At 73.1% G+C, this 20,255-nt stretch carries 22 protein-coding genes; 14 read left to right on the top strand and 8 right to left on the bottom strand.

Going from position 1 to position 20,255, the window contains the following annotated elements; all coding sequences use genetic code 11:
- On the bottom strand, nt 1-819 hold the full coding sequence (locus AC27IY_RS34770) for an IclR family transcriptional regulator (protein ID WP_344207543.1): 819 nt from the start codon (nt 817-819) through the stop codon (nt 1-3).
- An 80-nt stretch (nt 820-899) separates the two neighbouring features.
- Between AC27IY_RS34770 and AC27IY_RS34765 the strand changes: the two genes are divergently transcribed.
- Nucleotides 900-2,381, top strand: coding sequence for an aldehyde dehydrogenase family protein (locus tag AC27IY_RS34765; protein ID WP_487180575.1), 1,482 nt, complete (start codon nt 900-902; stop codon nt 2,379-2,381).
- Here the strand turns inward: AC27IY_RS34765 and AC27IY_RS34760 are convergent.
- Nucleotides 2,344-2,874, bottom strand: a complete 531-nt coding sequence (locus AC27IY_RS34760) for a MarR family winged helix-turn-helix transcriptional regulator (protein ID WP_371248040.1) — start codon at nt 2,872-2,874, stop codon at nt 2,344-2,346. The genes AC27IY_RS34765 and AC27IY_RS34760 overlap by 38 nt on opposite strands.
- 103 nt (nt 2,875-2,977) lie before the next feature.
- Between AC27IY_RS34760 and AC27IY_RS34755 the strand changes: the two genes are divergently transcribed.
- Nucleotides 2,978-3,889, top strand: coding sequence for a dioxygenase family protein (locus AC27IY_RS34755; RefSeq protein ID WP_423476144.1), 912 nt, complete (start codon nt 2,978-2,980; stop codon nt 3,887-3,889).
- A gap of 32 nt (nt 3,890-3,921) precedes the next feature.
- On the opposite strand, the gene AC27IY_RS34750 is transcribed toward AC27IY_RS34755, so the two are convergent.
- The gene (locus AC27IY_RS34750) at nt 3,922-5,049 is read right to left on the bottom strand and encodes an RsbRD N-terminal domain-containing protein (RefSeq protein ID WP_449955419.1); all 1,128 of its coding nucleotides are present in this window, start codon (nt 5,047-5,049) and stop codon (nt 3,922-3,924) included.
- A gap of 183 nt (nt 5,050-5,232) precedes the next feature.
- Here AC27IY_RS34750 and AC27IY_RS34745 point away from each other — a divergent pair, with 183 nt between their 5' ends.
- From AC27IY_RS34745 to AC27IY_RS34725, 5 genes are read left to right on the top strand one after another with little or no spacing between them, the layout of a single operon-like run.
- On the top strand, nt 5,233-6,594 hold the full coding sequence (locus tag AC27IY_RS34745; protein ID WP_487180574.1) for a flavin-containing monooxygenase: 1,362 nt from the start codon (nt 5,233-5,235) through the stop codon (nt 6,592-6,594).
- The gene (locus AC27IY_RS34740; RefSeq protein ID WP_487180573.1) at nt 6,591-7,454 is read left to right on the top strand and encodes an SDR family NAD(P)-dependent oxidoreductase; all 864 of its coding nucleotides are present in this window, start codon (nt 6,591-6,593) and stop codon (nt 7,452-7,454) included. The genes AC27IY_RS34745 and AC27IY_RS34740 overlap by 4 nt, the downstream gene beginning before the upstream one ends.
- Nucleotides 7,455-7,459: 5 nt before the next feature.
- The gene (locus AC27IY_RS34735; RefSeq protein WP_487180789.1) at nt 7,460-8,821 is read left to right on the top strand and encodes an MFS transporter; all 1,362 of its coding nucleotides are present in this window, start codon (nt 7,460-7,462) and stop codon (nt 8,819-8,821) included.
- On the top strand, nt 8,818-9,534 hold the full coding sequence (locus AC27IY_RS34730; RefSeq protein WP_487180572.1) for a TSUP family transporter: 717 nt from the start codon (nt 8,818-8,820) through the stop codon (nt 9,532-9,534). Before AC27IY_RS34735 ends, AC27IY_RS34730 begins: the two co-directional genes overlap by 4 nt.
- Nucleotides 9,535-9,590: 56 nt before the next feature.
- Entirely contained in the window at nt 9,591-10,409 is an 819-nt protein-coding gene (locus AC27IY_RS34725) for a GNAT family N-acetyltransferase (protein WP_487180571.1), read from the top strand.
- A gap of 182 nt (nt 10,410-10,591) precedes the next feature.
- Here the strand turns inward: AC27IY_RS34725 and AC27IY_RS34720 are convergent, their stop codons facing one another.
- Together AC27IY_RS34720 and AC27IY_RS34715 are read right to left on the bottom strand one after the other, a co-directional pair.
- Nucleotides 10,592-11,233 carry a response regulator gene (locus AC27IY_RS34720; RefSeq protein ID WP_487180570.1) on the bottom strand — a complete coding sequence of 214 codons (642 nt, stop codon included), beginning with the start codon at nt 11,231-11,233 and terminating at the stop codon, nt 10,592-10,594.
- Complete coding sequence (locus AC27IY_RS34715) at nt 11,230-12,315, bottom strand: sensor histidine kinase (RefSeq protein WP_487180569.1); 1,086 nt, start codon at nt 12,313-12,315, stop codon at nt 11,230-11,232. The genes AC27IY_RS34720 and AC27IY_RS34715 overlap by 4 nt, the downstream gene beginning before the upstream one ends.
- Before the next feature lie 123 nt (nt 12,316-12,438).
- Between AC27IY_RS34715 and AC27IY_RS34710 the strand changes: the two genes are divergently transcribed.
- Complete coding sequence (locus tag AC27IY_RS34710) at nt 12,439-13,227, top strand: CPBP family intramembrane glutamic endopeptidase (RefSeq protein ID WP_487180568.1); 789 nt, start codon at nt 12,439-12,441, stop codon at nt 13,225-13,227.
- Here the strand turns inward: AC27IY_RS34710 and AC27IY_RS34705 are convergent.
- Nucleotides 13,205-14,197, bottom strand: a complete 993-nt coding sequence (locus AC27IY_RS34705) for a LacI family DNA-binding transcriptional regulator (protein WP_487180567.1) — start codon at nt 14,195-14,197, stop codon at nt 13,205-13,207. The genes AC27IY_RS34710 and AC27IY_RS34705 overlap by 23 nt on opposite strands.
- A gap of 76 nt (nt 14,198-14,273) precedes the next feature.
- Here AC27IY_RS34705 and AC27IY_RS34700 point away from each other — a divergent pair, with 76 nt between their 5' ends.
- Nucleotides 14,274-15,230: a nucleoside hydrolase gene (locus tag AC27IY_RS34700; RefSeq protein ID WP_487180566.1), complete on the top strand. Its 957-nt coding sequence runs from the start codon at nt 14,274-14,276 to the stop codon at nt 15,228-15,230.
- A complete protein-coding gene (add, locus tag AC27IY_RS34695; RefSeq protein WP_487180565.1) occupies nt 15,227-16,174 on the top strand; it encodes an adenosine deaminase in 948 nt (315 codons plus the stop codon). Before AC27IY_RS34700 ends, add begins: the two co-directional genes overlap by 4 nt.
- Here add and AC27IY_RS34690 read toward each other — a convergent pair.
- Nucleotides 16,132-16,935, bottom strand: coding sequence for a transcriptional regulator (locus AC27IY_RS34690; RefSeq protein ID WP_487180564.1), 804 nt, complete (start codon nt 16,933-16,935; stop codon nt 16,132-16,134). The genes add and AC27IY_RS34690 overlap by 43 nt on opposite strands.
- A 142-nt stretch (nt 16,936-17,077) precedes the next feature.
- On the opposite strand from AC27IY_RS34690, the gene AC27IY_RS34685 reads away from it, so the two are divergent.
- The 4 genes from AC27IY_RS34685 to AC27IY_RS34670 all read left to right on the top strand — a co-directional run bounded on the left by AC27IY_RS34685 (nt 17,078) and on the right by AC27IY_RS34670 (nt 19,220).
- The gene (locus tag AC27IY_RS34685; RefSeq protein ID WP_435408705.1) at nt 17,078-17,623 is read left to right on the top strand and encodes a TetR/AcrR family transcriptional regulator; all 546 of its coding nucleotides are present in this window, start codon (nt 17,078-17,080) and stop codon (nt 17,621-17,623) included.
- Between the two features lie 25 nt (nt 17,624-17,648).
- On the top strand, nt 17,649-18,005 hold the full coding sequence (locus tag AC27IY_RS34680; protein WP_435408704.1) for a hypothetical protein: 357 nt from the start codon (nt 17,649-17,651) through the stop codon (nt 18,003-18,005).
- A gap of 364 nt (nt 18,006-18,369) precedes the next feature.
- Nucleotides 18,370-18,681 carry a hypothetical protein gene (locus AC27IY_RS34675; protein ID WP_487180563.1) on the top strand — a complete coding sequence of 104 codons (312 nt, stop codon included), beginning with the start codon at nt 18,370-18,372 and terminating at the stop codon, nt 18,679-18,681.
- Nucleotides 18,678-19,220, top strand: a complete 543-nt coding sequence (locus tag AC27IY_RS34670) for a hypothetical protein (protein WP_449955447.1) — start codon at nt 18,678-18,680, stop codon at nt 19,218-19,220. The genes AC27IY_RS34675 and AC27IY_RS34670 overlap by 4 nt, the downstream gene beginning before the upstream one ends.
- 61 nt (nt 19,221-19,281) lie before the next feature.
- Here AC27IY_RS34670 and AC27IY_RS34665 read toward each other — a convergent pair whose 3' ends face one another.
- Nucleotides 19,282-20,013 (bottom strand): alpha/beta fold hydrolase, encoded by a 732-nt coding sequence (locus AC27IY_RS34665; RefSeq protein ID WP_487180562.1) that lies wholly within the window; start codon nt 20,011-20,013, stop codon nt 19,282-19,284.
- Nucleotides 20,014-20,255 lie beyond the last annotated feature (242 nt).

The raw sequence follows: 20,255 nt of genomic DNA, 5'->3' as shown, positions 1-20,255 counted from the left end.
CTACGCCGACGGCCGGTAGCCGAGCCGCCGGGAGATCTCCGCGGCGGTGCGCCGCAGCGGCGCCTCCAGCCGCCCGGCCAGCGCCTCGACGGTGGTCGGGGCCATCGTCAGGTAGACCGCGATGTTGATCGCGGCCACCACGTCGCCCGAGCGGTCGCGCAACGGCGCGGAGAACGAGCGCAGGCCCGGGGCCAGCTCCTCGTCGTTGACCGCGATCCCGTTCTGGCGCACCTTGGCCAGCGCAGCCAGCAGCTGCTCCCGGTTGGTGATGGTCTTGGGCCCGCGGCGGGCCATGTCGGTGCGGTCCAGGATCTGCCGGAGCGCCGCCGGGTCCCGGTAGGCCAGCAGCACCTTGCCCATCGAGGTGCAGTAGGCCGGCAGCCGCGAGCCGACGTGCAGGTTGAGGTCCATGGCCAGGGACGTGCGCCTGGTGCTGCGCCGCCGGTCCACGTAGACGACGTCGGGCCCGTCGGCGACGGCCACGCTGGTGGTGAACCCGGTCTCGTCGGCCAGCGCCTGCAGCAGCGGCCCGGTGACGCGGGTCAGCTCCATCGAGTCGATCGCGGCGAAGCCCAGGTCGACGGCGCGCGGGCCGAGGAAGTACTTCTTCGTCTCCGGGTCCTGCTGAAGGTACTGCAGCGAGGTCAGCGTGGCCACGTAGCGGTGCGTGGTGCTCTTGTTCAGCCCCACGGCCCTGGCCAGGTCGGCGATCCCCAGCACCGAGCGGTCGCCGGTGAACGCGTCCAGGATGCTCAGCCCGCGCTCCAGCGACACCGAGTGGGACGCCGCGGAGGTCCGGGCCAGCTCTTCATCGGTCACAGGGGTCAGCATATGATTCCAGCGTTCCAGTCATCCGAATGCTTCTGATGCGAACACGTCGAACGAGAGGACCACGGCACATGGCCCGAGCGGGGAGCGACTGGCGCAAGTCGCGATTCGGGCACTTCATCGGCGGCGAGTGGGTGGCCGCCGGCTCCGGCCGTACCTATCCCGACCACTCGCCGTGGTCCGGCGAGGTGCTCGCCGAGGTGGCCGCCGGCGACGCCGAGGACGCGCAGGCGGCCATCGCCGCCGCGCACGCGGCGTTCCCCGGCTGGTCGGCGCTGCCGCCCGGGCGGCGTCAGCACGTCTTCCTGCGCGCGGCCGACATCCTGGACGGCAGGCGCCGCGAGATCCTCGACGCCCTGGCCGCCGAGACCGGGTGCGGCCGCTACTTCGGCGAGGTCCAGGTCGACTTCGCGCTCAAGCTGCTGCGCCAGGCCGCCCAGCTCGCCTACCAGCCGACCGGCAGCCTGCTGCCGTCCGACGTCGAGGGCATGCAGGCGATGGCGGTCCGCCGCCCGGTCGGCGTCGTCGGCGCCATCGCACCGTGGAACGCCTCGCTCACCCTGTCGGGACGGGCCGTCGTCGGGCCGCTCGCCCTCGGCAACACCGTCGTGGTCAAGCCGTCGGAGGAGGCCCCGTACACCGGCGGCGCCCTGTGGGCCGAGGTGCTGCACGAGGCCGGGCTGCCGGCCGGCGCGCTCAACGTGGTCACGCACGCCCCGGGCGAGGCCGGCGGCGTGGCCGACGCGATGCTGACCAGCCCGATGGTCAAGCGCGTCAACTTCACCGGCTCCACCCCGACCGGCCGGCGCCTGGCCGAGAAGGCGGGCCGCCACCTCAAGCGGGTCGTGCTCCAGCTCAGCGGCCAGAACCCGCTCATCGTCACCCGCGACGCCGACCTCGCCTACGCGGTGAACGCCGCCACCTACGGCGCCTTCATCCACCAGGGCCAGGTGTGCATGTGCGCCCGGCGCATCTACGTGGAACGGCCGCTGGCGGCCGAGTTCGCCGAGCGGTTCGCGGCCAAGGTGGCGGCGCTGCCGACCGGCGACCCGCACGACCCGGCCACCGTGGTCGGCCCCGTGATCAACGAATGGGCGCTGGCGCTGCTGGACCGGCGGGTCAAGGAGGCCGTCGAGCTCGGCTCCCGCGTCCTGGCGGGCGGCGTGCCGCAGCCCCCGTGCTACCCCGCGACCGTGCTGACCGACGTGCCGGACGAGGCCGAGATCGCGCAGGGCGAGACGTTCGGCCCGGTCGTGGTGCTGGAGGCCGTCGACTCGGCCGAGGAGGCGGTGACCCGCGCCAACGCCTCCGACCTGGGCCTGGCCGCGTCCGTCATCACCGGCGACCCCCGTCACGGGCTGAAGCTGGCCGCCCGGCTGGACGTCGGCATCGTGCACGTCAACGACCAGCCGGTCAACGACGAGCCGCAGATGCCGTTCGGCGGGGTCAAGGACAGCGGCTGGGGGCGGTTCGGGCTCGGGTTCGCCGCCGAGGAGTTCAGCGAGCTGCAGTGGGTCACCGTCCGGGACCAGGATCGCGCTTTTCCTTTTTGAGCTGTTCGTCGTAGCGGGTGTAGATCGCCGCCGTCGTCCCCGAAGGGTCCAGCCTGGCGAGGACGGCGTCGGCGATGGCGGCGAGCTGGTCGAGCTGCTCCGGGGTGAGGGCGTCGACGACGTGGTGGTGGACGGTTTCCACGTGGCCGGGGGCCGCCTGCCGTACCTTCTCCCACCCCTCGTCGGTGAGCCGGACGTGCGTCGTGCGGCGGTCCTCCGGGCGGGAGAGGCGCTCCACCAGGCCCCGCCCCTCCAGGCGGGTCACCACGTGGGAGAGCCGGGGGAGTGTGGCGTTGGTGCCCCAGGACAGCTCGGTCATGCGCGAGGTCCGTCCGGGCGTCTCCGACAGGGTCGCCAGCACGTAGTACTCGAACTCCGTCAGGCCGGCGTCGCGGCGCAGCTGGGCGTCGAGCACGCCGGGGAGCAGTTCGAGCACCGCGCGCAGCCGGACCCAGGCGCGCAGCTGCGGCCGGTCGAGCCAGGGAGTGTCCAAAAGAATCCGTCCTGTCCGGGAATGGTTGTCGCGACAAGTTTGCTACCCATGATGATCCTGCCCCATGAAGCACATCGCAGCCCCCCGGCCTTGAGGAGCCTCCATGTCCACGCCCGCCCTCTCCCCGACCGCCGCCGCCGACGCCCGCATCCCGGCCGCGCACCCCTTCGCCGCCCACCTGCGGCGCGCCGCCGCCCTGGAGGCCGCCGACCCGCACCGGGCGTGGACGCCGCAGGACGGGCCGCTGCCCAGCCTCTACCTGTCCCACGGCGGCGGGCCCCTGCCCTTCCAGAGCCCCGAGTGGCTCACCCCGCTGCACGACTGGGCCCGCTCCCTGCCCAAACCGAAGGCGATCCTGGTCGTCTCCGCGCACTGGGAGTCCGCGCCGCTGTCGGTGAGCGCCGACCGGCCCGACGAGCTCGTGTACGACTTCGGCGGCTTCGACGCCCTCTACTACACCTTCCGCTACGACACCCCGGACGCCGGCGAGCTGTCCAGGCAGGTGACCGGCCTCATGCCGGACACCGAGCACGTCCACCGGCACGGCCGCCGCGGCCTCGACCACGGCGCCTGGGTGCCCCTGAAGATCATGTACCCGGCAGCCGACATCCCGGTGCTCCAGCTCAGCCTGCCCACCGAGGACCCCGACCGGCTGCTGGCCATCGGCGAGCGGCTGCGCCCGCTGCGCGACCAGGGCGTCCTGGTGATCGGCTCGGGCCACATGACCCACGGCCTGCCGTTCCTGACCAGGGAGATGTTCCAGGGGAACGTGGTGCCGGGCTGGTCGTCCGACTTCGACGCCTGGGCCGCCGACGCGCTGGCCCGCGGCGACGTCGCCGAACTCGCCCGCTTCCGCACCGCCGCCCCCGGCATGCCGTACGCCCACCCGACCGTGGAGCACTTCACCCCGCTGTTCGTCACCCTCGGCGCGGCCGGCGACCCCACGGCGCCGGTGGTGACCAGACTCGACGGCTACGGCGTGGGCCTGTCCCGCCGCTCCTTCGAGGCAGCCTGACGACCGACGAAAACCGGCATCTGCCGCGAGAGTCAGGCCTGGGCGAGCCAGGAGTGGCACAGCCACCAGGCGTCCACCCCGCCGAACGTGGCGGACGGGTCGATCCCGGTGACCTCGGCGAAGCGCTGCAGCCGGTTGCGCACGGTGTTGGGATGCACGAACAGCCTCTCGGCCGCCACGTCCACGTCCCGATCGGCCTCCAGCCAGGCGCACACCGCACGGGCCACAGGCTCGGCCCGCGCGCCGAGTGCCGTCCACGCCGGCCGGTGGTGGTCGAGCAGCACCGCGGCCAGGTCGGCCCGGTCGACGACCGCGGCCAGCGCCGGCACACGGGCGACATGGACGACCCCGGTCCGGCCCGCCGACTCGGCCGCGCTCAGCGCGGCGACCGCGAGATGTCGTACGGCGGCCAGTTCCTCGGGCTCGGCGGGGCCGGCGAGGCCGGCCACCACCCCGGCCCTGGCGACACGACTCGACGGCGCCCGGCCGAGCACCCCGACCAGCAGCCCGTCCACGACCGCGCACAGGACCGGCGGCTGATCCCGCAGCGAACGCTCCAGCCCCGCGGCAGCCTCTCCCGGCCGGCCGGCCAGCACCCACAGCCCGCCCGCGACGGGCAGTCCCGCCTCGGCGGCGGCCAGCGCGCCCGCGGAACCCCCGTCGAGCAGCCGCCGCAGGATGGCTGCCTCCCGATCCCGCGTTCGCGGGCCCTGCCCGGCCTTCGTGGCACGGTGAGCAGCGATCAGCCTGGCCCGTACGGCCTCCGCCCAGTCGTCGTACAGCTCACGCGCGTCCAGCAGGCGTTCGGCGCCGACCCCGGCCGCGCCCGCCACCTCCCGGGCCCGTGACCAGATGGCTCGCTCGGCCACGTGGATGGCCCCCAGCACCGCCTCGACGGGCACGCCCTGCCGGGCCCGCGTCACGGCGAGCTCCTCCACGAACGACAGCTCCGCCTCCGTCGGGCCGCGCCTGGCCGCCAGCGCCCGGGTCGCCGCGACGAGCAGCGCGCGGGTGTGCCCGGCGATGTCGGCCGACGGCAGGGCGGCGACCTCTCGCACCATCGTGCGTACGCCGGCCACGACCGACGACATCAGGTCGGCGTCGCCGACGACCCGTTCGATGAGGTCGACCACAGGGGTCCAGTCGTCGCGAGCGTCCACCCCGCGATCCTGCCCCGAGATTGTGATCCGCCACAACCCGGAGCGGCAAAACCGTACGAAACACCATGGTCCGGCCTCCGATCAAGCCCTAGCCTTGGAGACCACCACAACGACCCTCCGCGAGAAGGCAGCACCACGTGTCCTCGACCAGGCGCCTTCATGGCTGACGGGAGAACCCCACCCATGACCCCCTCGTGCCGGGTCGCCGTGATCGGCGCCGGAGCGGCCGGACTCGCCACCACCAAGGCCCTGCTCGACGTCGGCCTCGACGTCGTCACGTACGAGAAGGGCGATCGGCCCGGCGGGCTGTGGGCCCGCGACAACAGCAGCGGCCTGTCACCCGCCTATGCCTCCCTGCACCTCAACACCAGCAAGGGCCGCACCGAGTTCGCCGACTTCCCGATGCCCGCCGAGTGGCCGGACTACCCGTCGGCCGACCACGTGGCCGGCTACCTCGCCGACTACGCGAGGACCTTCGGCCTGACCCCGCACCTGCGGTTCGGCAGCACGGTGAGGTCCGTGAAGCGCGAGGGCACAGGACCGCTCCCTTGGGTCGTGACGACCGAGTCCGGAGAGGCCGGCCGTTACGACGCGGTCGTGGTCGCCAACGGCCACAACTGGGATCCCCGGATGCCCGAGCCCGACTACCCCGGCACGTTCGACGGCACCCAGCTGCATGCCCACGACTACCGCACCCCCGAGATCTTCCGGGACCGCCGGGTGCTGGTGGTGGGCATGGGCAACTCCGCCATGGACATCGCCGTCGACGCCTCGAACGTCGCCCGCGGCCCGGTTCTGCTCTCGGCCCGCCATGGCGTGCACATCGTGCCGAAGTACCTGTTCGGCCGGCCCGCGGACGCGACCGGCGCCGCCATGTCGGCGCTGCCGTGGCGGGTGCGCCAGCGCATCGCCGAGACGCTCCTCCGGCTGGCCGTCGGCACCCCGCAGAGCTACGGCCTGCCGGCCCCCTCCGGCGGCCTCTTCCAGAACCATCCCACGATCAGCGACACCATCCTGCACCGCCTCACCCACGGCGAGGTGACCGCACGGCCCGGCATCGACCGCCTCGACGGCGACCGCGTCGTCTTCACCGGCGGCACGTCCGACCCGGTCGACGTGATCGTCTGGGCCACCGGCTACCGCGTGACCATCCCCTTCCTGTCCTCCCGCTGGGTCGGCGACGACGCGGAGCGGCTGCCGCTGTACCAGCGGGTCTTCCACCTGCAGGACCCGAGCCTGGCCTTCGTGGGGCTCATGCAGTCCACAGGCGCCGCCCTGCCCGTCGTCGAGGCCCAGGCCAAGCTGGTCGCCGCCCACCTGTCCGGCCGCTACGCCCTGCCCACCCCCCTGGAGCAGCGGCGCGCCGTCGCCCGCGCCCTGCGCGCCGCCACTGAGCGGTGGGGCGGCGACCGGCGTCCCATCATGCGGATCGACTTCGACCGCTATGTCGCCGATCTGCCCCGCGAGATGAAGGCCGGCCGCGTCCGGCTGCTGCGGGGAGCCCGGCCGTTCACCCCTGCCCGCCGTGAGGAGACCCCCGCGTGAGCACGTCCCGAACCTCCCCCGGCCACCTGCCCGGCCGCCACCGTGACGCTCGCGGCCTGCGTGTCCTCATCACCGGCGCGTCCGGTACGTTCGGCCGGGCGATCAGTGCCCGCCTGGCCGGGCTCGGCGCCCACGTCATCGGCCTGGACCTGGCCCCGCGCGCCGATGACCCGGTCGAGGTCCTGGCCTGCGACATCACCGACGACGCCGCCGTGCCCGACGCCGTGGCCGTCGCCATCGCGAAACTCGGCGGCCTCGACCTGCTGATCAACAATGCCGGCATCGGCGGGCCGGCCCCGGCCGAGCTGCCGCCCGGCGCCGAGGTGCGCCGCCAGCTCGACATCAACCTGCTCGGCGCCTGGCGCGTCACCGCCGCCTGCGTGGACGCCCTCGTCCAGTCCCGCGGCAGGGTCGTCATGCTCTCCTCGCGGATGGCCGTCATGCAGCTCCCCCTCGCGGCCGCGTACGGCGCCTCCAAACGAGCGCTCGTCGCGTACGCCGACGCGCTGCGGCTGGAGATCGGCACCCACGTCACCGTCACCTGCGTCTACCCGTCGGCGGTACGCAGTCCCATCCACGACTCGACCGCCGTCGCGGGCCTGTCCCTGGAGGGCATGAGCAGGTACGAGCCGCTGGAGGGCGTGGTCGACGCGGTGCTGCGCGCCGCGCTGGGCCGCCGCGCGCGGCGCGACGTGGCGACCACCCGCCGTGGCGCCGTCGAGCTGTTCCTGGCGCGGCATCTGCCCTCGGTCACCGACCGGATCATCGCCCGTACCCTGTCCGGCCGCGTCCGTTCCGGCGCGTTCGACGGGGCCGAGCTGGCCGCCGGCGTCGTCGCGCGCCACGCGCGAAAGCCGTGAGCACGATGCCGGGCACGCCGACTCCCCGGCCCACCGCGGATCCGGCGCTGACGCCTCGCGCGCGGGCCGTCGATCTCGTGACCTACTCGACCGGCTCGATCGGGATGGGCGTGTGGGTCACCGTCCCGGGGCTGCTCCTGCTCTACTTCCTCACCCACACGCTCGGCGTCTCGCCGTTCCTGGCCGGCCTCACCCTGCTCCTGCCGAAGATCGTCGACGTGGTCGTGCATCCGCTGCTCGGCACGCTGTCCGACCGGCAGGCGCGCCACAGCGGGCACCGGCGCGGCCTGCTCCGATGGGGTCTGCTGCTGGGTGTGGCCATGGCCGCGATGTTCTCGGTCCCGGCCGGGCTGTCCGGGCCGGGCGCCGCGCTGTGGGTCGGCGGCTGGTTCATCGCCGGCAACCTGCTCTTCGCCTGCTTCCAGGTGCCGTACCTGACGACACCGTCAGACCTGCGGGTCGGCTACCACGAGCGCACCCGCGTCTTCATGTTCCGGATGCTCTTCCTGACGTCGGGGCTGCTCGGCGCCGGCGTCGCGGCACCCGCCCTGGTGGCTTCCGGTGGTCGCGGCGACTACTCCCGGATGGCCCTGCTGCTCGCCGGCGCCATGGTCGTGTCGTGCCTCGTCGCCCTCGCGGGCGTACGGCGGCTCGTCGGCAACTGCGGCTTCCGCCTCCCCGACGGGCGCACCCGTACCGCCCTCGGCGACATCCGGATCGCGTGGCGTGACCACGACTTCCGAGCCCTGGTGCTGTCCTACCTGTTCACCGGCACCACCACCCACCTCTTCCTCGCCGCGCTGCCCTTCTACACCGAGTACGTCTTCGCGGACGGCGGGCTCACCGCCGTGTTCATGGGCGCCTTCCTCGGCCCGGCCGTGGTCGCCGGTCCCCTGTGGCTGCGGGTGTCACGGCGCATCGGCAAGCAGCGCGGGCTGCTGCTGTCGCAGGGCGTGTTCATCGTCGGATCCCTCGTGCTGCTGCTGGGCGAACTGCTCGGAGTCGCGGCGACCGTCGCCGTGGTCGTGGCGCTCGGCATCGCCTTCGCCGGGCTGCAGCTGTTCGCCTTCTCGATGGTCCCGGACGCTGTCGCCGCCGCCGAGGCGCGCGGCACCGCCCGCGCCGGCGCCTACACCGGAGTGTGGACCGCGACCGAGGCGACGGGCACCGCCGTCGGCCCCTACCTGTACTCCGCCGTCCTGGCCGTCGGCGGGTTCGTGTCCACGGCCGATGGGCACGGGGTGGCGCAGCCGGACTCCGCCCTCGCCGCGCTGCTCGCGGGCTTCACCGTGGTGCCCGCCGTACTGATGGCGACGGCTGTGTGGTTCCAGCGCCGTTACGCCCTCGACCGGCCGGCAGGCCCATGACCTCGGATCTCCTCGCCGCCGAGCACTTGCTGGCGCTCGCCGGTGTGCTGCTCGGTGCGCTCGCGCAGGCTGCCACCGGCATGGGCTTCTCGCTGCTGGCGGCGCCGGTGATGGTGCTCCACCTGGGCCCGCGCGACGGGGTGGCCGCGACCGTGGTGCTCGCCGTGCTCTCCTCTGTCGTGCCGCTGCTGCGCGACGGCCGCCACGCCCGGCCGGGCGAGGTGGCCCGGCTGCTGGCGCCCGCGCTGGTGTGCACTCCACTGGCCGCGCTGGCGCTGCGCGGGGTGGACACCCGCTGGCTGGCGCTGGCCGCGGGCGCCGGCGTGATCATCGCTGTGTGCGTCCTGGCCAGTGGGGTGCGCTGGAGCCGGCTGCGCCGTCCCGAGGGCGCCGTGGCCGCCGGCGCCGCCAGTGCGCTGCTCAACGTGGTCGGCGGGGTCGGCGGCCCGCCGATCGGCCTGTACGCGGCCCATGCGGGCTGGGAACCGGCGACCACGCGGGGCAATCTGCACGCCTTCTTCATTCTGCACAACACCGCGACGGCCCTGACGCTCGGCATCGTGCTGCCCGGAGCGCCTGAGCTCGCGGCACTGGCCGCCGGCACGGCCTGCGGGATGCTGCTGGCGCCCCGGCTGCCGGTCGCGGCGCTACGGAGCGCCGTCCTGGGCGCGTCACTGCTGGGCGGCATCGCCCTGACGGTCGGAGCACTCTGACCTCCTGCACGCGACAGGGGTGGGGCCGGAGTGGCCGACGGAGTAGGTTCTAGCCCGTGACGGACATCCGACTTCTCGGTCCAGCGGAACTGCCCCTGTGCCAGCGCCTCGAAAGCGATCGCGAGTGGTCCACCGACGAGGCCAAATGGCGGCTGATGTTCGAGGTGGGCGAGGTCTACGCCGTCGACGCGGCCGACGGCGACGGCCTGGCCGGGTGCGTGGTGGTGACCCGCTACGGTGACTCGCTGGCCGGCGTCGGCATGATGCTGGTCGCCGGCAGGTACGGCAGGCAGGGGCTCGGTACGCGGTTGATGGAGCACGCCCTGCAAGTCGCCGGGGACCGCGTCGTGGAGCTGACCGCGACCCGGTTCGGGCGCCCCGTGTACGAGCGGCTGGGCTTCCGGCCCGCGGGCAGCCTGACGATCACCATGGGCCCGATGGAGGGAGCGGCGTGCTCGTCCGGCGTTCGCATGGCGACACCGGAGGACCACGCCGCGCTCCTCGACCTGGACGCCGAGGTCACCGGCGCCGACCGGAGCAAGGCACTGACCGCGCTGCTGGCCAGGGCCGAGCGCACGGTCGTCACCGACGGCGGCTTCGCCGTGGCCTGGAACGCCGGCCCTCACCGCGTCATCGGCCCCGTCGTCTCACCCTCGGAGGAGGCGGCCCGCGAGCTGATCCTGGCCGCCGCTCACGGCTCCGACCGCCACGTACGGATCGACGTGCTGGACGCCTACCCGGGGCTGCGCCCGTGGCTCATCAAGCTGGGGCTCACGGAGGGACCCGCGGCCCTGCCGACGATGGTCCACGGCGCCCGCCGCCACCCGGGCGACCGCGGACGATACGTCGCGCCCATCCTCATCTCGATGGGCTGACCGGCCTTCGGACCGCCCGCCGCCCGCGCGAATCGGAGCTGCACGCGCGGATCAGGCAGGGTCGCACAGGGTCGTGGCGGCGGCAGTGCTGCGGGAGACGGCCGCCGAGCGCGCCCGGTCGGAAGACGACGACTGACCTCGGTCGACCCGAGAGCCATGCATGGCCCCCGCCCACCGTAGGGTCAGGTGCGCCGCCCGGTCAGCCGCAGAGCGAGTTGGGTGCGGTCGCGCAGTCCCAGTTTGCGCAGCACGCTCGACACATGGTTCTTCACCGTGCCCTCCGTGATGTGCAGGCGGGCGGCGATCTCCCTGTTGGCGGCCCCGGCGGCCACCATCCGCGCCACGTCGAGCTCCCTGGCCGACAGCAGTTCCTCGCCGGGGAACGCGCCGTGCGCCGGTGTCCTGCGCAGGTCGGCGACCAGCCGGGCGGCGATCGGGCTGCTCAGCACGGTCTCGCCGCGGCCGGCGCGTACGATGGCGGCGACCAGGTCCTCGGGTGAGGAGTCCTTGAGCAGGTAGCCGACGGCGCCGGCGCGCAGCGCCCCGAAGATGTAGTGGTCCTCGTCGAAGGTGCTGAGCACGATCGCCACCACGTGCGGGTGCTCGGCGGCCAACCGGCCGATCAGCTCCACGCCGTCCATGCGCGGCATCCGGGCGTCCACGAGCGCCACGTCGGGGCGGGTCTCGGCGATCGCCGCCAGGGCGGCCAGCCCGTCGGCGGCCTCGCCGACGATCTCGATGCCCTCCTCGATCTCCAGCAGTTTGCGCAGCCCCTGCCGCATCAGTTCCTGGTCGTCCACCAGCAGCACCCGGACCGCCCTCACGACGGCAGCTCCGCGCGCAGCTCGAAGCCCACGGTACGGTTGCCGCTGGCGAGGCTGCCCCCGAGCGCCCTGACCCGGTCGCTCAGCGAGCTCAGGCCGAACCCGTGGCCCTGGCCCGCGCCCTTGCCGTCGTCGGTGATCGCGAGCACGATCCTCCTCTTCTCGAACGTCAGCGTGCCGCGTACGGACCGAGCCTCCGCGTGCCGTACGGCGTTGGTGAGCCCTTCCTGCAGCACCCGGTAGAGCACCAGCTCGGTGTCGGGGTCCAGCGGGCGTTCCGTCCCCTCCACCGCGAAGGTCACCGTGACGCCCGTCCCGGAGAAGGAGTCGGCCAGGCGCTGGAGCGCGGCGCTGCCCAGCTCGCCGTCGAGCGCCAGCGGGCGCAGCGCCCGCACCCAGCGGCGGGCGTCGGTCAGCGCCTCCTGGGTGAGGTCCTTGGCCTGGCGCACCTCCTCCCAGGCCGCCTCGGGCCGGCGTTCGCGGAACCGTTCGGCGTTCACCAAGCCCAGTTTGATCACGGTCAGGTGGTGGCCGATCGAGTCGTGCATCTCCGCCGCGATCCTGGCGCGCTCCTCGGCGACGGTCAGCTCCCGTACGCGCTCGGCGAGCCGCCTGGCCCGCAGCACCGCCGAGGCCATGCCCATGGCGAAGGCCCCGAGCAGCGCGACCACCGCCAGGTCGGCCAGCGTCTGCACGAGCGTCCTGCCGTAGAGCACGGGGGGAATGACGACCATGACGGCGGCCAGGGCGGCGAGGATGAGGGTGGCGATCCGCATGCCGTACACCAGGGCGAGGTTGGCCACGCCCATGAGCACCAGGGGCGCGTGGGTGCCGGCGGAGCCGACCAGCCCCAGCGCCAGAGTGCCCGCCAGGAAGGCGGGGGCCGCCAGGACACGCCCGCGTCCCGGCCGCCACGGCATGACCACCCACAGCCCGCACAGCAGCACGACGTCGGCCAGGAACAGGACCCGGTCCCGTACGGTGGCGGGCAGCATCAGGTTGATCACGACCGTGGCGCCGAGCACCAGCCAGAACACCACGCTCAGGAGCGCCGGCCTGTCGGGATCGCGTAACCACGCCATGCGACCAACCTACGGTCGTGCCGCGCCCCTGTGATCCATCGGAAGGCACCATGACGATGGTCATGGCGGGTTCTATCTCAGGCTCGATGTGCCGCAGGTCCGTGCCTGCCTAGCGTTCCTCGCATGAGAACTCTCTGGACCGTCCTGCTCGCCGTGGTCCTCATGTTCGCCCAGGTGATCATCGGCTCCACTCTGCCGTCGCTGTTCCTGGACCGTACGGACCCGCTGCTGCAGCCCCTCGGCGCGCTCGGTGTCACGCTCGCCGCGTTGGCGCTGGTGTGGGCGGTGCGGCGGTTCGTGTACCGGCGGCCGTGGTCGGCGCTGGGCTGGCGGAGGCCGTGGCACATCCTGATCGGCGTGGCCGCGGGCGCGCTGCCGGTGCTCGCCGCTTTCGCGACGGCCGTGGTCGTGGGCGCCGGGACCTGGGTGCCGATGGACGCCTCACTCCTGCTGACGGCGCTGCCGCTCGCCGCCGTCGTGCTCCTGCTCGGGCAGGCGTTCCCGGAGGAGCTGCTGTGGCGCGGTCACGTCTTCGACAGCCTGTCGCCGCGGTTGTCGCCACGGGCGGTCCTGGTCATCACCTCGGTCGCGTTCGGTTCCCTGCACCTCGTCTCCAACGGCTCGGGGAGCACTGTCGGGGACAAGCTGCTCTACGCGCTCATGGCCACGACGCTCGGCTTCGCGGCCGGGGCGGCGCGGGTGCGCGGCGGCGGGCTGTGGATGGCGGCCGGCGTGCACTGGGGCTTCCACCTGGCCCTGCGCAGCGCGCCCGTGCAGCCGGAGAGCTTCGGCATCCTGCTCGTGCTGATGGCCGCCGGGTTGACGCTGGCGGGAGCCGCCCTGCTCAGGGGGCAGGGCGTCTTGCGGCCGGACCGCCGGCAAGCGGATCTCAGCAGCCGCAGCTGCGTCTGACGACGAGCGGGGCGTGCGCGGCGGGCGGCTGGAAGGCGGGGTCGAACACGAGCTCGACGGCGTGCTCGGCCATCGCGCGCAGCGGCTGCCGGGTGACCGTCAGCGCCGGGGCCGTGTGGGCGCTTTCCGGGGTGCCGTCGAGGCTGATGAGGGCGAGCTCGTCCGGAACGGCGAGCCCGCAGGCCCAGGCCCCGGACAGGATGCCGATGGCCTGCTCGTCGGTGGCGGTGACCAGCGCGCGCGGCACGGCGTCGTCGGCGACGAGGCGGCGGATCAGCGCGTCGGCGTCGGCACGGGTGTAGGCGCAGCGCAGGAGCAGGGCGTCTGGATCGTCGCCGGCGAGGGTCTGCCACGCGGCCCGGCGCCGGCCGACGGGGCCCCCGTCGTGCGGGCCGGACAGGAAGGCGACGCGTGCGTGGCCGTGCCCGCGCAGGTGCGTGACCGCCTCCTGCGCGGCGTGCCGGTTGTCGGCCTCCACCAGGGGGGCGCGGCCGCCGTCGGGGCCGTGGTGCACGTACACGATGGGGACGCCCGCCGCCTCGGCCTGGGGGGTGACGTCCTCGCCGCCGTCAGCGGAGACGATCACGAGCGCGTCGGCCTGGGCGGCCAGGAACCGGTCCACGAGCCGCCGCTGGCGCTCGGCGGAGTAGCCGGCGTTGCCGATCAGCACGAGCCGGTCGCGCTCGTCCAGCGCCCGCTCGACGTGCCGGGCGAGGTCGCCGAAGTAGGGGTTGGGCGAGTCGGCCAGGATCAGGCCGACCACCCCGGTCGTACGGGAGCGCAGCGCCCTGGCGATGCGGTTGGGGCGGTAGCCGAGCTCGGCCGCCGCGGCCAGGACGCGCTCACGCGTCGCGGCGGCGACGGCTCGCGGGCCGTCGTTCATCACGTAGCTCACCACCGCGGTCGAGGTGCCCGCCCTGCGGGCCACGTCGGCCATGGTGATCGTCGGCTTGTCTGCGCGTGGTGCCATAACGGTTTACATTCTCGCATCTAATCGCTTAGATAGGGCACTGCACACCGTTCTAAACGATTAGATGAGGTTGATAGTGCCGGCTCTTCCCCTGGTCGTCGACACCGACACCGCCTCAGACGACGCCGTGGCCCTGCTGCTGGCCGCCGGCGAGCTGGGCGACCTGCGCGCCGTGACCACGGTCGCGGGCAACGTCCCCGTCGAGGTGGGCACCCGCAACGCGCTCATCTCGCTGGAGGTGGCCGGGCGCCCCGACATTCCCGTCCATCCCGGCTGCGAGCGCCCGATGACCCGCCCGTACTCCTCCGCCCAGCAGGTGCACGGACAGGACGGGATGGGCGATCTCGGCCTGCCCGAGCCGTCCCGGGCGCCCGAGGCGGGGCACGCGGTCGACGTCCTGCTGTCCTGCCCGCTCCGGCACCCCGGCGAGCTCGCCCTGGTCACCCTGGGCCCGCTCACCAATGTCGCCGCGGCGCTGCTGCGCGACCGCGACCTGTTCACCCGCTACCGCCACGTGTACTGCATGGCCGGAGCCGCCGACGTGCGCGGCAACATCTCCGCCACCGCCGAGTACAACGTCTGGGCCGATCCGGAGGCCGCGCGGGTGGTGCTGCAGGCGGCCACGCCGGACAGGGTGACCTGGATCGGCTGGGACGTGTCACGTACCGACGCGGTCATGACCCCCGAGGACCAGCAGCACCTGCGACGGCTCGGCACCCCCGCGGCGACCTTCGCGCACCAGGTCAACCGGACCGTAGCGGCCTGGGCCCGCGACGTCACCGGCCTGCCCGGCTACGACCTGCCCGACCCCGTCGCGATGGCGGTGGCCCTGCGGCCCGACCTGGTCGTCGAGCAGGAGCAGGTGTACGCCGACATCGCGCTCGGCGACGAGACGCGCGGCCAGCTGATCATCGACCGCCGCCGCACCGCCCCCGCGCCCAACGTGACGCTCGTACGCCGCGTCGACGAGGCCGGCTTCAAGCACCTGCTCTTCCACACCCTTGCCCCGACCCACCAGGAGGGCTGCCGATGAGCCCCGCGCGCTACGAACTGCACTGCCACCTCGACGGGTCGGTACGGCCGGGCACGGTCGCCGACCTGGCCCGCGACCAGGGAGTCCCCCTCGACGGCCCCGTCGAACCCCTGGTCACCGCCCCCGCCGACTGCGGCAGCCTGACCCGCTACCTGCCCTACATCGACCTGCCGCTCCAGGTGCTGCAGACCCCCGACGCGCTGCACCGCGCGGCACGGGAACTGGTCGAGGACTGGCACGCCGACGGCGTCGTCTACGGCGAGGTCCGTTTCGCCCCGCAGTTGCACACCCGCCGCGACATGAGCCGGGACGAGGCCGTCCAGGCGGTCGCGGCAGGGCTGGCGGCCGGACGGCAAGCCACGGGCGTCCGTACCGGGCTGCTGCTGTGCTGCCTGCGGCACCAGACGCCCGAGGAGAGCCTTGCCGTCGCCGAGACGGCGTTGCGGCACCGTGACGAGGTGGCCGGGCTCGACCTCGCCGGCGACGAGCGCCTGTACGGCGCGGCGGCGCACCGTCCCGCCTTCGACCTCGCCCACCAGGCCGGGCTTCCGGTCACCGTCCACGCGGGCGAGGCGGCCGGCCCCGGCAGCGTGTGGGAGGCGATCGACGTGCTCGGCGCCCGCAGGATCGGCCACGGCGTCCGGTCCGCGGACGACCAGGCGCTGCTCGAACGGCTACGGCGCGACGGCATCGCCCTGGAGATGTGCCCGACCAGCAACGTCCAGACGGGCGCGGTCGCCACCTGGGCGGAGCACCCCGCCGCCCGGCTCATGGACCAGGGCCTGAAGGTCACCATCAGCACCGACGCGCGCACCACCTCGGCGACCACGCTGCGTCAGGAGTTCGAGCGCCTGCGCGAGGCGGCCGGCTGGAGGAGCGAACAGGACGAGCTCGCCCAGGCTCACGCGGCCGGCGCGGCCTTCGACGACGCGGGCGGTCCCTGACGCGATCCGCCGCCGTGCGGCGCGGCGACGGTGACGAGGTCCTCCAGAGCGGCCACGTGGCAGGCGAAGCTGTGCCGCCCCCATGGCGTCAGCTGGACGTAGGTATGGCTGTGGTGCAGCCCTTGACGCTCGTGCACGCGGACGTACCCGGCCTGGACCAGGAAGGAGAGCTCCCGCCGCAGCCCCGCGTCGTCGACGCCCACCAGGTCCCGCAGGAAGCCGGCCTCCACGCCGGTGGCGGCCGTCAGCGACGCCAGGATCGGCAGCCGGGCCGGGGCGTGCAGGATCTCGTCGAAGAACGCGTTCGCCGGCCGCGCCCGCAGTTCCCGGTGACAGCGCCGCCGGCGGGCCCGGCGGATCGCGGGGTAGGCCGCGAGGCCGGCGACGATGGTCGCCAGGGCGGCGACGGTGGCGGGGAACGGCAGGCCGAGCGCCACGGTGATGACCCGGAAGGCGACGAAGCCCCCGAGGATCCCCGCCACCCAGCTCAGGGCGAGCGCGAGGTCGGCGCGGGTGACGTCCCGCTGGACGGGCGGCGTGACCACGAGGGCCGGCGTCACCGCGAACACCACGCACGCGGCCGTTCGGGCGGCGATGCCCCAGCCGCCCTGAAGATCGAACGACGTGAACAGCAGGAGGGCCGCCGCCATCCCGGGGAGAAGGTGACGAGGGGTGAAGCTGTGGCGGAGATGGCCGTCGACGATCGCGCCCTGCAGCCGGCGGATGTCGTGGAGTGCGGATCGGGCGTCATCGGGGCTCATGACCGGTCCTCGCGGAGTGAGACGAGGGACGGCGGGCGTCCCACGGCTTCGTCATTATAGAGCATTCGTTCCGTAATGCTCCGAGAGTGGTTTAGGAACGATCGTTCTTGACCGATCATTCCTAAACCGATACGGTCCTTCCATGGGCCGACCGCGAGGATTCGACGAGACCGAGGTGATCCGGGCCGCCGCGGCGCTGTTCGCCGAGCGGGCCTACGACGGCGTCTCGATCGACGACCTCGTCGCCCACCTCGGCGTGCACCGCAACAGCCTGTACAAGACCTTCGGCAGCAAGCGGGGCCTCTACACGGCGGCGCTGCGCTGGCACGTGGAGCACGAGGTCCGTCCGCTCGTCGCCGCGATCGGCGGCGCCGCCGACCTCGCCGACGCGGTACGCCTGGCGCTGGCCGCCGACGGGGGAGTGTCCGGACTGGACCTGCTGCTGATGGCCGCGACCGAACGCGCCCCGGTGGACGCGGAGGTCGCCGCCGAGGTCACCGCGGTGCTGAACGCCCTGGACGACGCCCTGGCCGTCCACCTGACCGGCGACCCCGCGCCGGAGCCGGCCGCCGCGTTGACCGCCGCCCTGCTCGGGCTGCGGCTGCGCGCCCGGGCGGACTCCTCCACCGGCGGAGCCGAGCAGGTGGGGGCCGCCCTGGCCCGCAGGCTCGGCCCTCCGTCACCCTGACCCTTCGCCCCTTGAGGAGCACGACATGGCACACGTCCACATCGACGACGGCACCCTGGTGGTGGAGATGACGGGGCTGGACAAGCTCTGGACGCTCAAGAGCCGCCTGACCATCCCGCTGGGCAACGTCCGCGGCGTCACCTACGACCCCGGCATGATCGCCGAGCGCAAGGGCATCCGCGCGCCCGGTGTGCACCTGCCCGGAGTGATCGTCGCCGGGACGTTCCACCTCGACGGCGAACAGGTCTTCTGGGACGTCCGCAACCCCGCCAAGGCGATCGTCATCCAACTGGCCGACGAGCGTTACACCCGTCTGGTCGTCCAGGTCGACGATCCGCGCGCCGCCGTCACGCTCATCGAAGACGCCATCACCACGAGCTGACTTTTCCGTGGAGACCTCATGAGCGTACGCCGAGCCGTGCTCACCATGTTCCTGGCAACCGGCAGCTCGTCGACAGCGATGACGCCGTCCACCCGCCGGACGTCGCGCGCCGGCTGCGTCCCGGCACCCGCGTCCTGCTGACCTGCGGCACCGGTGACCCTCGTATGAAGACCGAGGGGCGCTACGTCTGTGACGACCAGCGAACGGATCTCGCGAGAAGCGGAGGCTGTCGGTCTGGTAGGCGTCACGGGCCGCGTGGTCGTCGCCGCGTGCGATGCCGAGGGCGCTGTACATCGTCGCGCCGAAGGCGCGGCGCCGGTCCGCGTGCACGCCGGTGTAGAGGTCGGCGCTGTAGGGGAAGTCGGTGGACAGCGCGCCGCGGGCGTGGGCCGCCAGCAGCGCCTCGCTGAGCGCGTCGCGGGCGGCGCCGCTCATGACCTCGATGCTCCACGGCTGGGTGTTGGTGTTGGACGGTGCCGCGCTGGCGAGCCAGAACACGGCGCGCAGCACGTCAGCCCGGCTGGTTCTCCAGCTGGACCACGACGCGCCCACCGACCTGCTTCGGCCACTCACCCGGATCGACGAGTTCTGCGCAGCGACGACGCCATCGCTCGACAGCGACTGTCTGCCGGTTCCTCAGCCCCGACAACAGCGCGTCGCTAGCCTGGGGGCGTGATCTCAGGTAATGATCTTCACACGGCCGACACCCAAGTCTCCACCGTCTCGACAGCCGGCGCGCAGGGCCTGGCCGCCGTGGCTGACATCCGGCACGCCGATACCCAGATCTCCGGTTTCCCGCCTATGAGCAGGCAGACCGCGCCGGCAGGCACGGGTCGCCAGGCCGTGCGGTTCGGCCGAGAGACCATGATCGCGGGCATCCTCCTCGGCCGTGCTCCGCGCACGCTGAGCTCTCAGCACGCGAGAGCCTGGGCCACCAGCCTGCTGCAGACACGGCTGCTGCCGTGGAAGGAGATCGAAGAAGACGGCTGGCACACCACCAGCGACCTGCTCATCCACCAGTACGCTCTCTTCCCCGACCGTGGCTGGATCCTGCTGGGCGGGGTCGTCCGGGCGCCCCGGCCGCCTGCGGCCACGGACGCGTACATGCTGACGTGGGCTGAGGAGGCGCTCGGCTTGGCCGACCCTCCGGCATGGCTGCCCGGACCGGAACATGACGGCACGTGGTACGCGGCCCTGCCCGACAAGCAGCCCTAGGTGGCGGCTGCGGACCCGTGGTGGGACATCCCCTAGGGGTGCGGGCCCTCGCGCGGGACGTTCACATTCTGTCGGCCAGGAGCTGGGCGAACAGGTCCGGGCGCTGCAGGGGTATGCCGTGGCCGCATCGCGGTACGGAGATCATCTCGCTGCCCGGGAGGGAGTCGTGGATGGTGCGTGCGGAGGCGTGCATCAGCTTCCGCTCACGCTCGCCCACCATCACCAGTGCCGGGTTCTTGAAGTCGGCCCAGCCCGCGGGGAGGGTGAAGCGGATGTTCTCGCCGACGCCCGCGAGAAGAGTCTCACGGCTCGTACGAGCGCTGTCGCGGACGTAGTCGGCCAGGAGCTCGTCCGGGATGAACAATTGCTTCGCCTGGAGCTTCGCGAACCACCGCTGTCGTGCGAGCGGTGCGGTCGCGGCGAGGAGCCCGAGGGTCGCCTGCGGGAACCGGAGAGGCTGCGCCTGCGCGCTCACGACGACGGCGCTGGTGACGAGATCGGGCCGGGTCGCGGCGAGGAGGATCGTGAGCTGCGCGCCCAACGAGAACCCGGCGACCGTCGCGCCGTGCGGCGCGCGTTCCTCCAGGACCCTCGCCAGGGCTTGGACGGTCACCTCATGTGATCGATACGGCTCCGCCGCGCTGCTGCCGTGGCCGGGGAGATCGGGGATGATCGCGCGGGCTTTCGTTCCGAGCCGTTCCAGCGCCGGACGCCACATCCATCCCGCGACGCCGCCACCGTGCAGCAGCAGGAGGGGAGGAGCGTGTGCGTTGCCGGCTTCACGGACATACATACCCCTCATCCTCCCATTGCCGACGAAGCCGGACGGGTGCCGCTCGTCTCAGCGACTGGAGCGATCGAGCCGGGGGAGTGGCGCTGCGGAAGAACGGCGCGGTCACGGAGACGCACGGTCTGACCACGCTCCGGGCTCGCCAGTTGAGAACGTTGTCGATGGCGCGATGGCCGGAACGCGCAGGTCACAGGGCTTCGGCAGGCCTTTACGGTCAATGTCCAGACATAGGTGATCTTGTCGTT

The sequence above is a fragment of the Nonomuraea sp. B208 genome (assembly GCF_057536035.1).
Note: the sequence above shows the minus strand (reverse complement) of the source record. Positions and strands in the feature narration are given on the sequence as shown.

What these genes read in the sequence shown, in the direction of transcription:
- AC27IY_RS34765 (WP_487180575.1), top strand. Translation starts at nt 900, where the DNA reads ATGGCCCGAGCGGGGAGCGACTGGCGCAAGTCGCGATTCGGGCACTTC.
- AC27IY_RS34755 (WP_423476144.1), top strand. Translation starts at nt 2,978, where the DNA reads ATGTCCACGCCCGCCCTCTCCCCGACCGCCGCCGCCGACGCCCGCATC.
- AC27IY_RS34745 (WP_487180574.1), top strand. Translation starts at nt 5,233, where the DNA reads ATGACCCCCTCGTGCCGGGTCGCCGTGATCGGCGCCGGAGCGGCCGGA.
- AC27IY_RS34735 (WP_487180789.1), top strand. Translation starts at nt 7,460, where the DNA reads ATGCCGGGCACGCCGACTCCCCGGCCCACCGCGGATCCGGCGCTGACG.
- AC27IY_RS34730 (WP_487180572.1), top strand. Translation starts at nt 8,818, where the DNA reads ATGACCTCGGATCTCCTCGCCGCCGAGCACTTGCTGGCGCTCGCCGGT.
- AC27IY_RS34715 (WP_487180569.1), bottom strand. Translation starts at nt 12,315, where the DNA reads ATGGCGTGGTTACGCGATCCCGACAGGCCGGCGCTCCTGAGCGTGGTG.
- AC27IY_RS34710 (WP_487180568.1), top strand. Translation starts at nt 12,439, where the DNA reads ATGAGAACTCTCTGGACCGTCCTGCTCGCCGTGGTCCTCATGTTCGCC.
- AC27IY_RS34705 (WP_487180567.1), bottom strand. Translation starts at nt 14,197, where the DNA reads ATGGCACCACGCGCAGACAAGCCGACGATCACCATGGCCGACGTGGCC.
- add (WP_487180565.1), top strand. Translation starts at nt 15,227, where the DNA reads ATGAGCCCCGCGCGCTACGAACTGCACTGCCACCTCGACGGGTCGGTA.
- AC27IY_RS34690 (WP_487180564.1), bottom strand. Translation starts at nt 16,935, where the DNA reads ATGAGCCCCGATGACGCCCGATCCGCACTCCACGACATCCGCCGGCTG.
- AC27IY_RS34685 (WP_435408705.1), top strand. Translation starts at nt 17,078, where the DNA reads ATGGGCCGACCGCGAGGATTCGACGAGACCGAGGTGATCCGGGCCGCC.
- AC27IY_RS34680 (WP_435408704.1), top strand. Translation starts at nt 17,649, where the DNA reads ATGGCACACGTCCACATCGACGACGGCACCCTGGTGGTGGAGATGACG.
- AC27IY_RS34665 (WP_487180562.1), bottom strand. Translation starts at nt 20,013, where the DNA reads ATGTATGTCCGTGAAGCCGGCAACGCACACGCTCCTCCCCTCCTGCTG.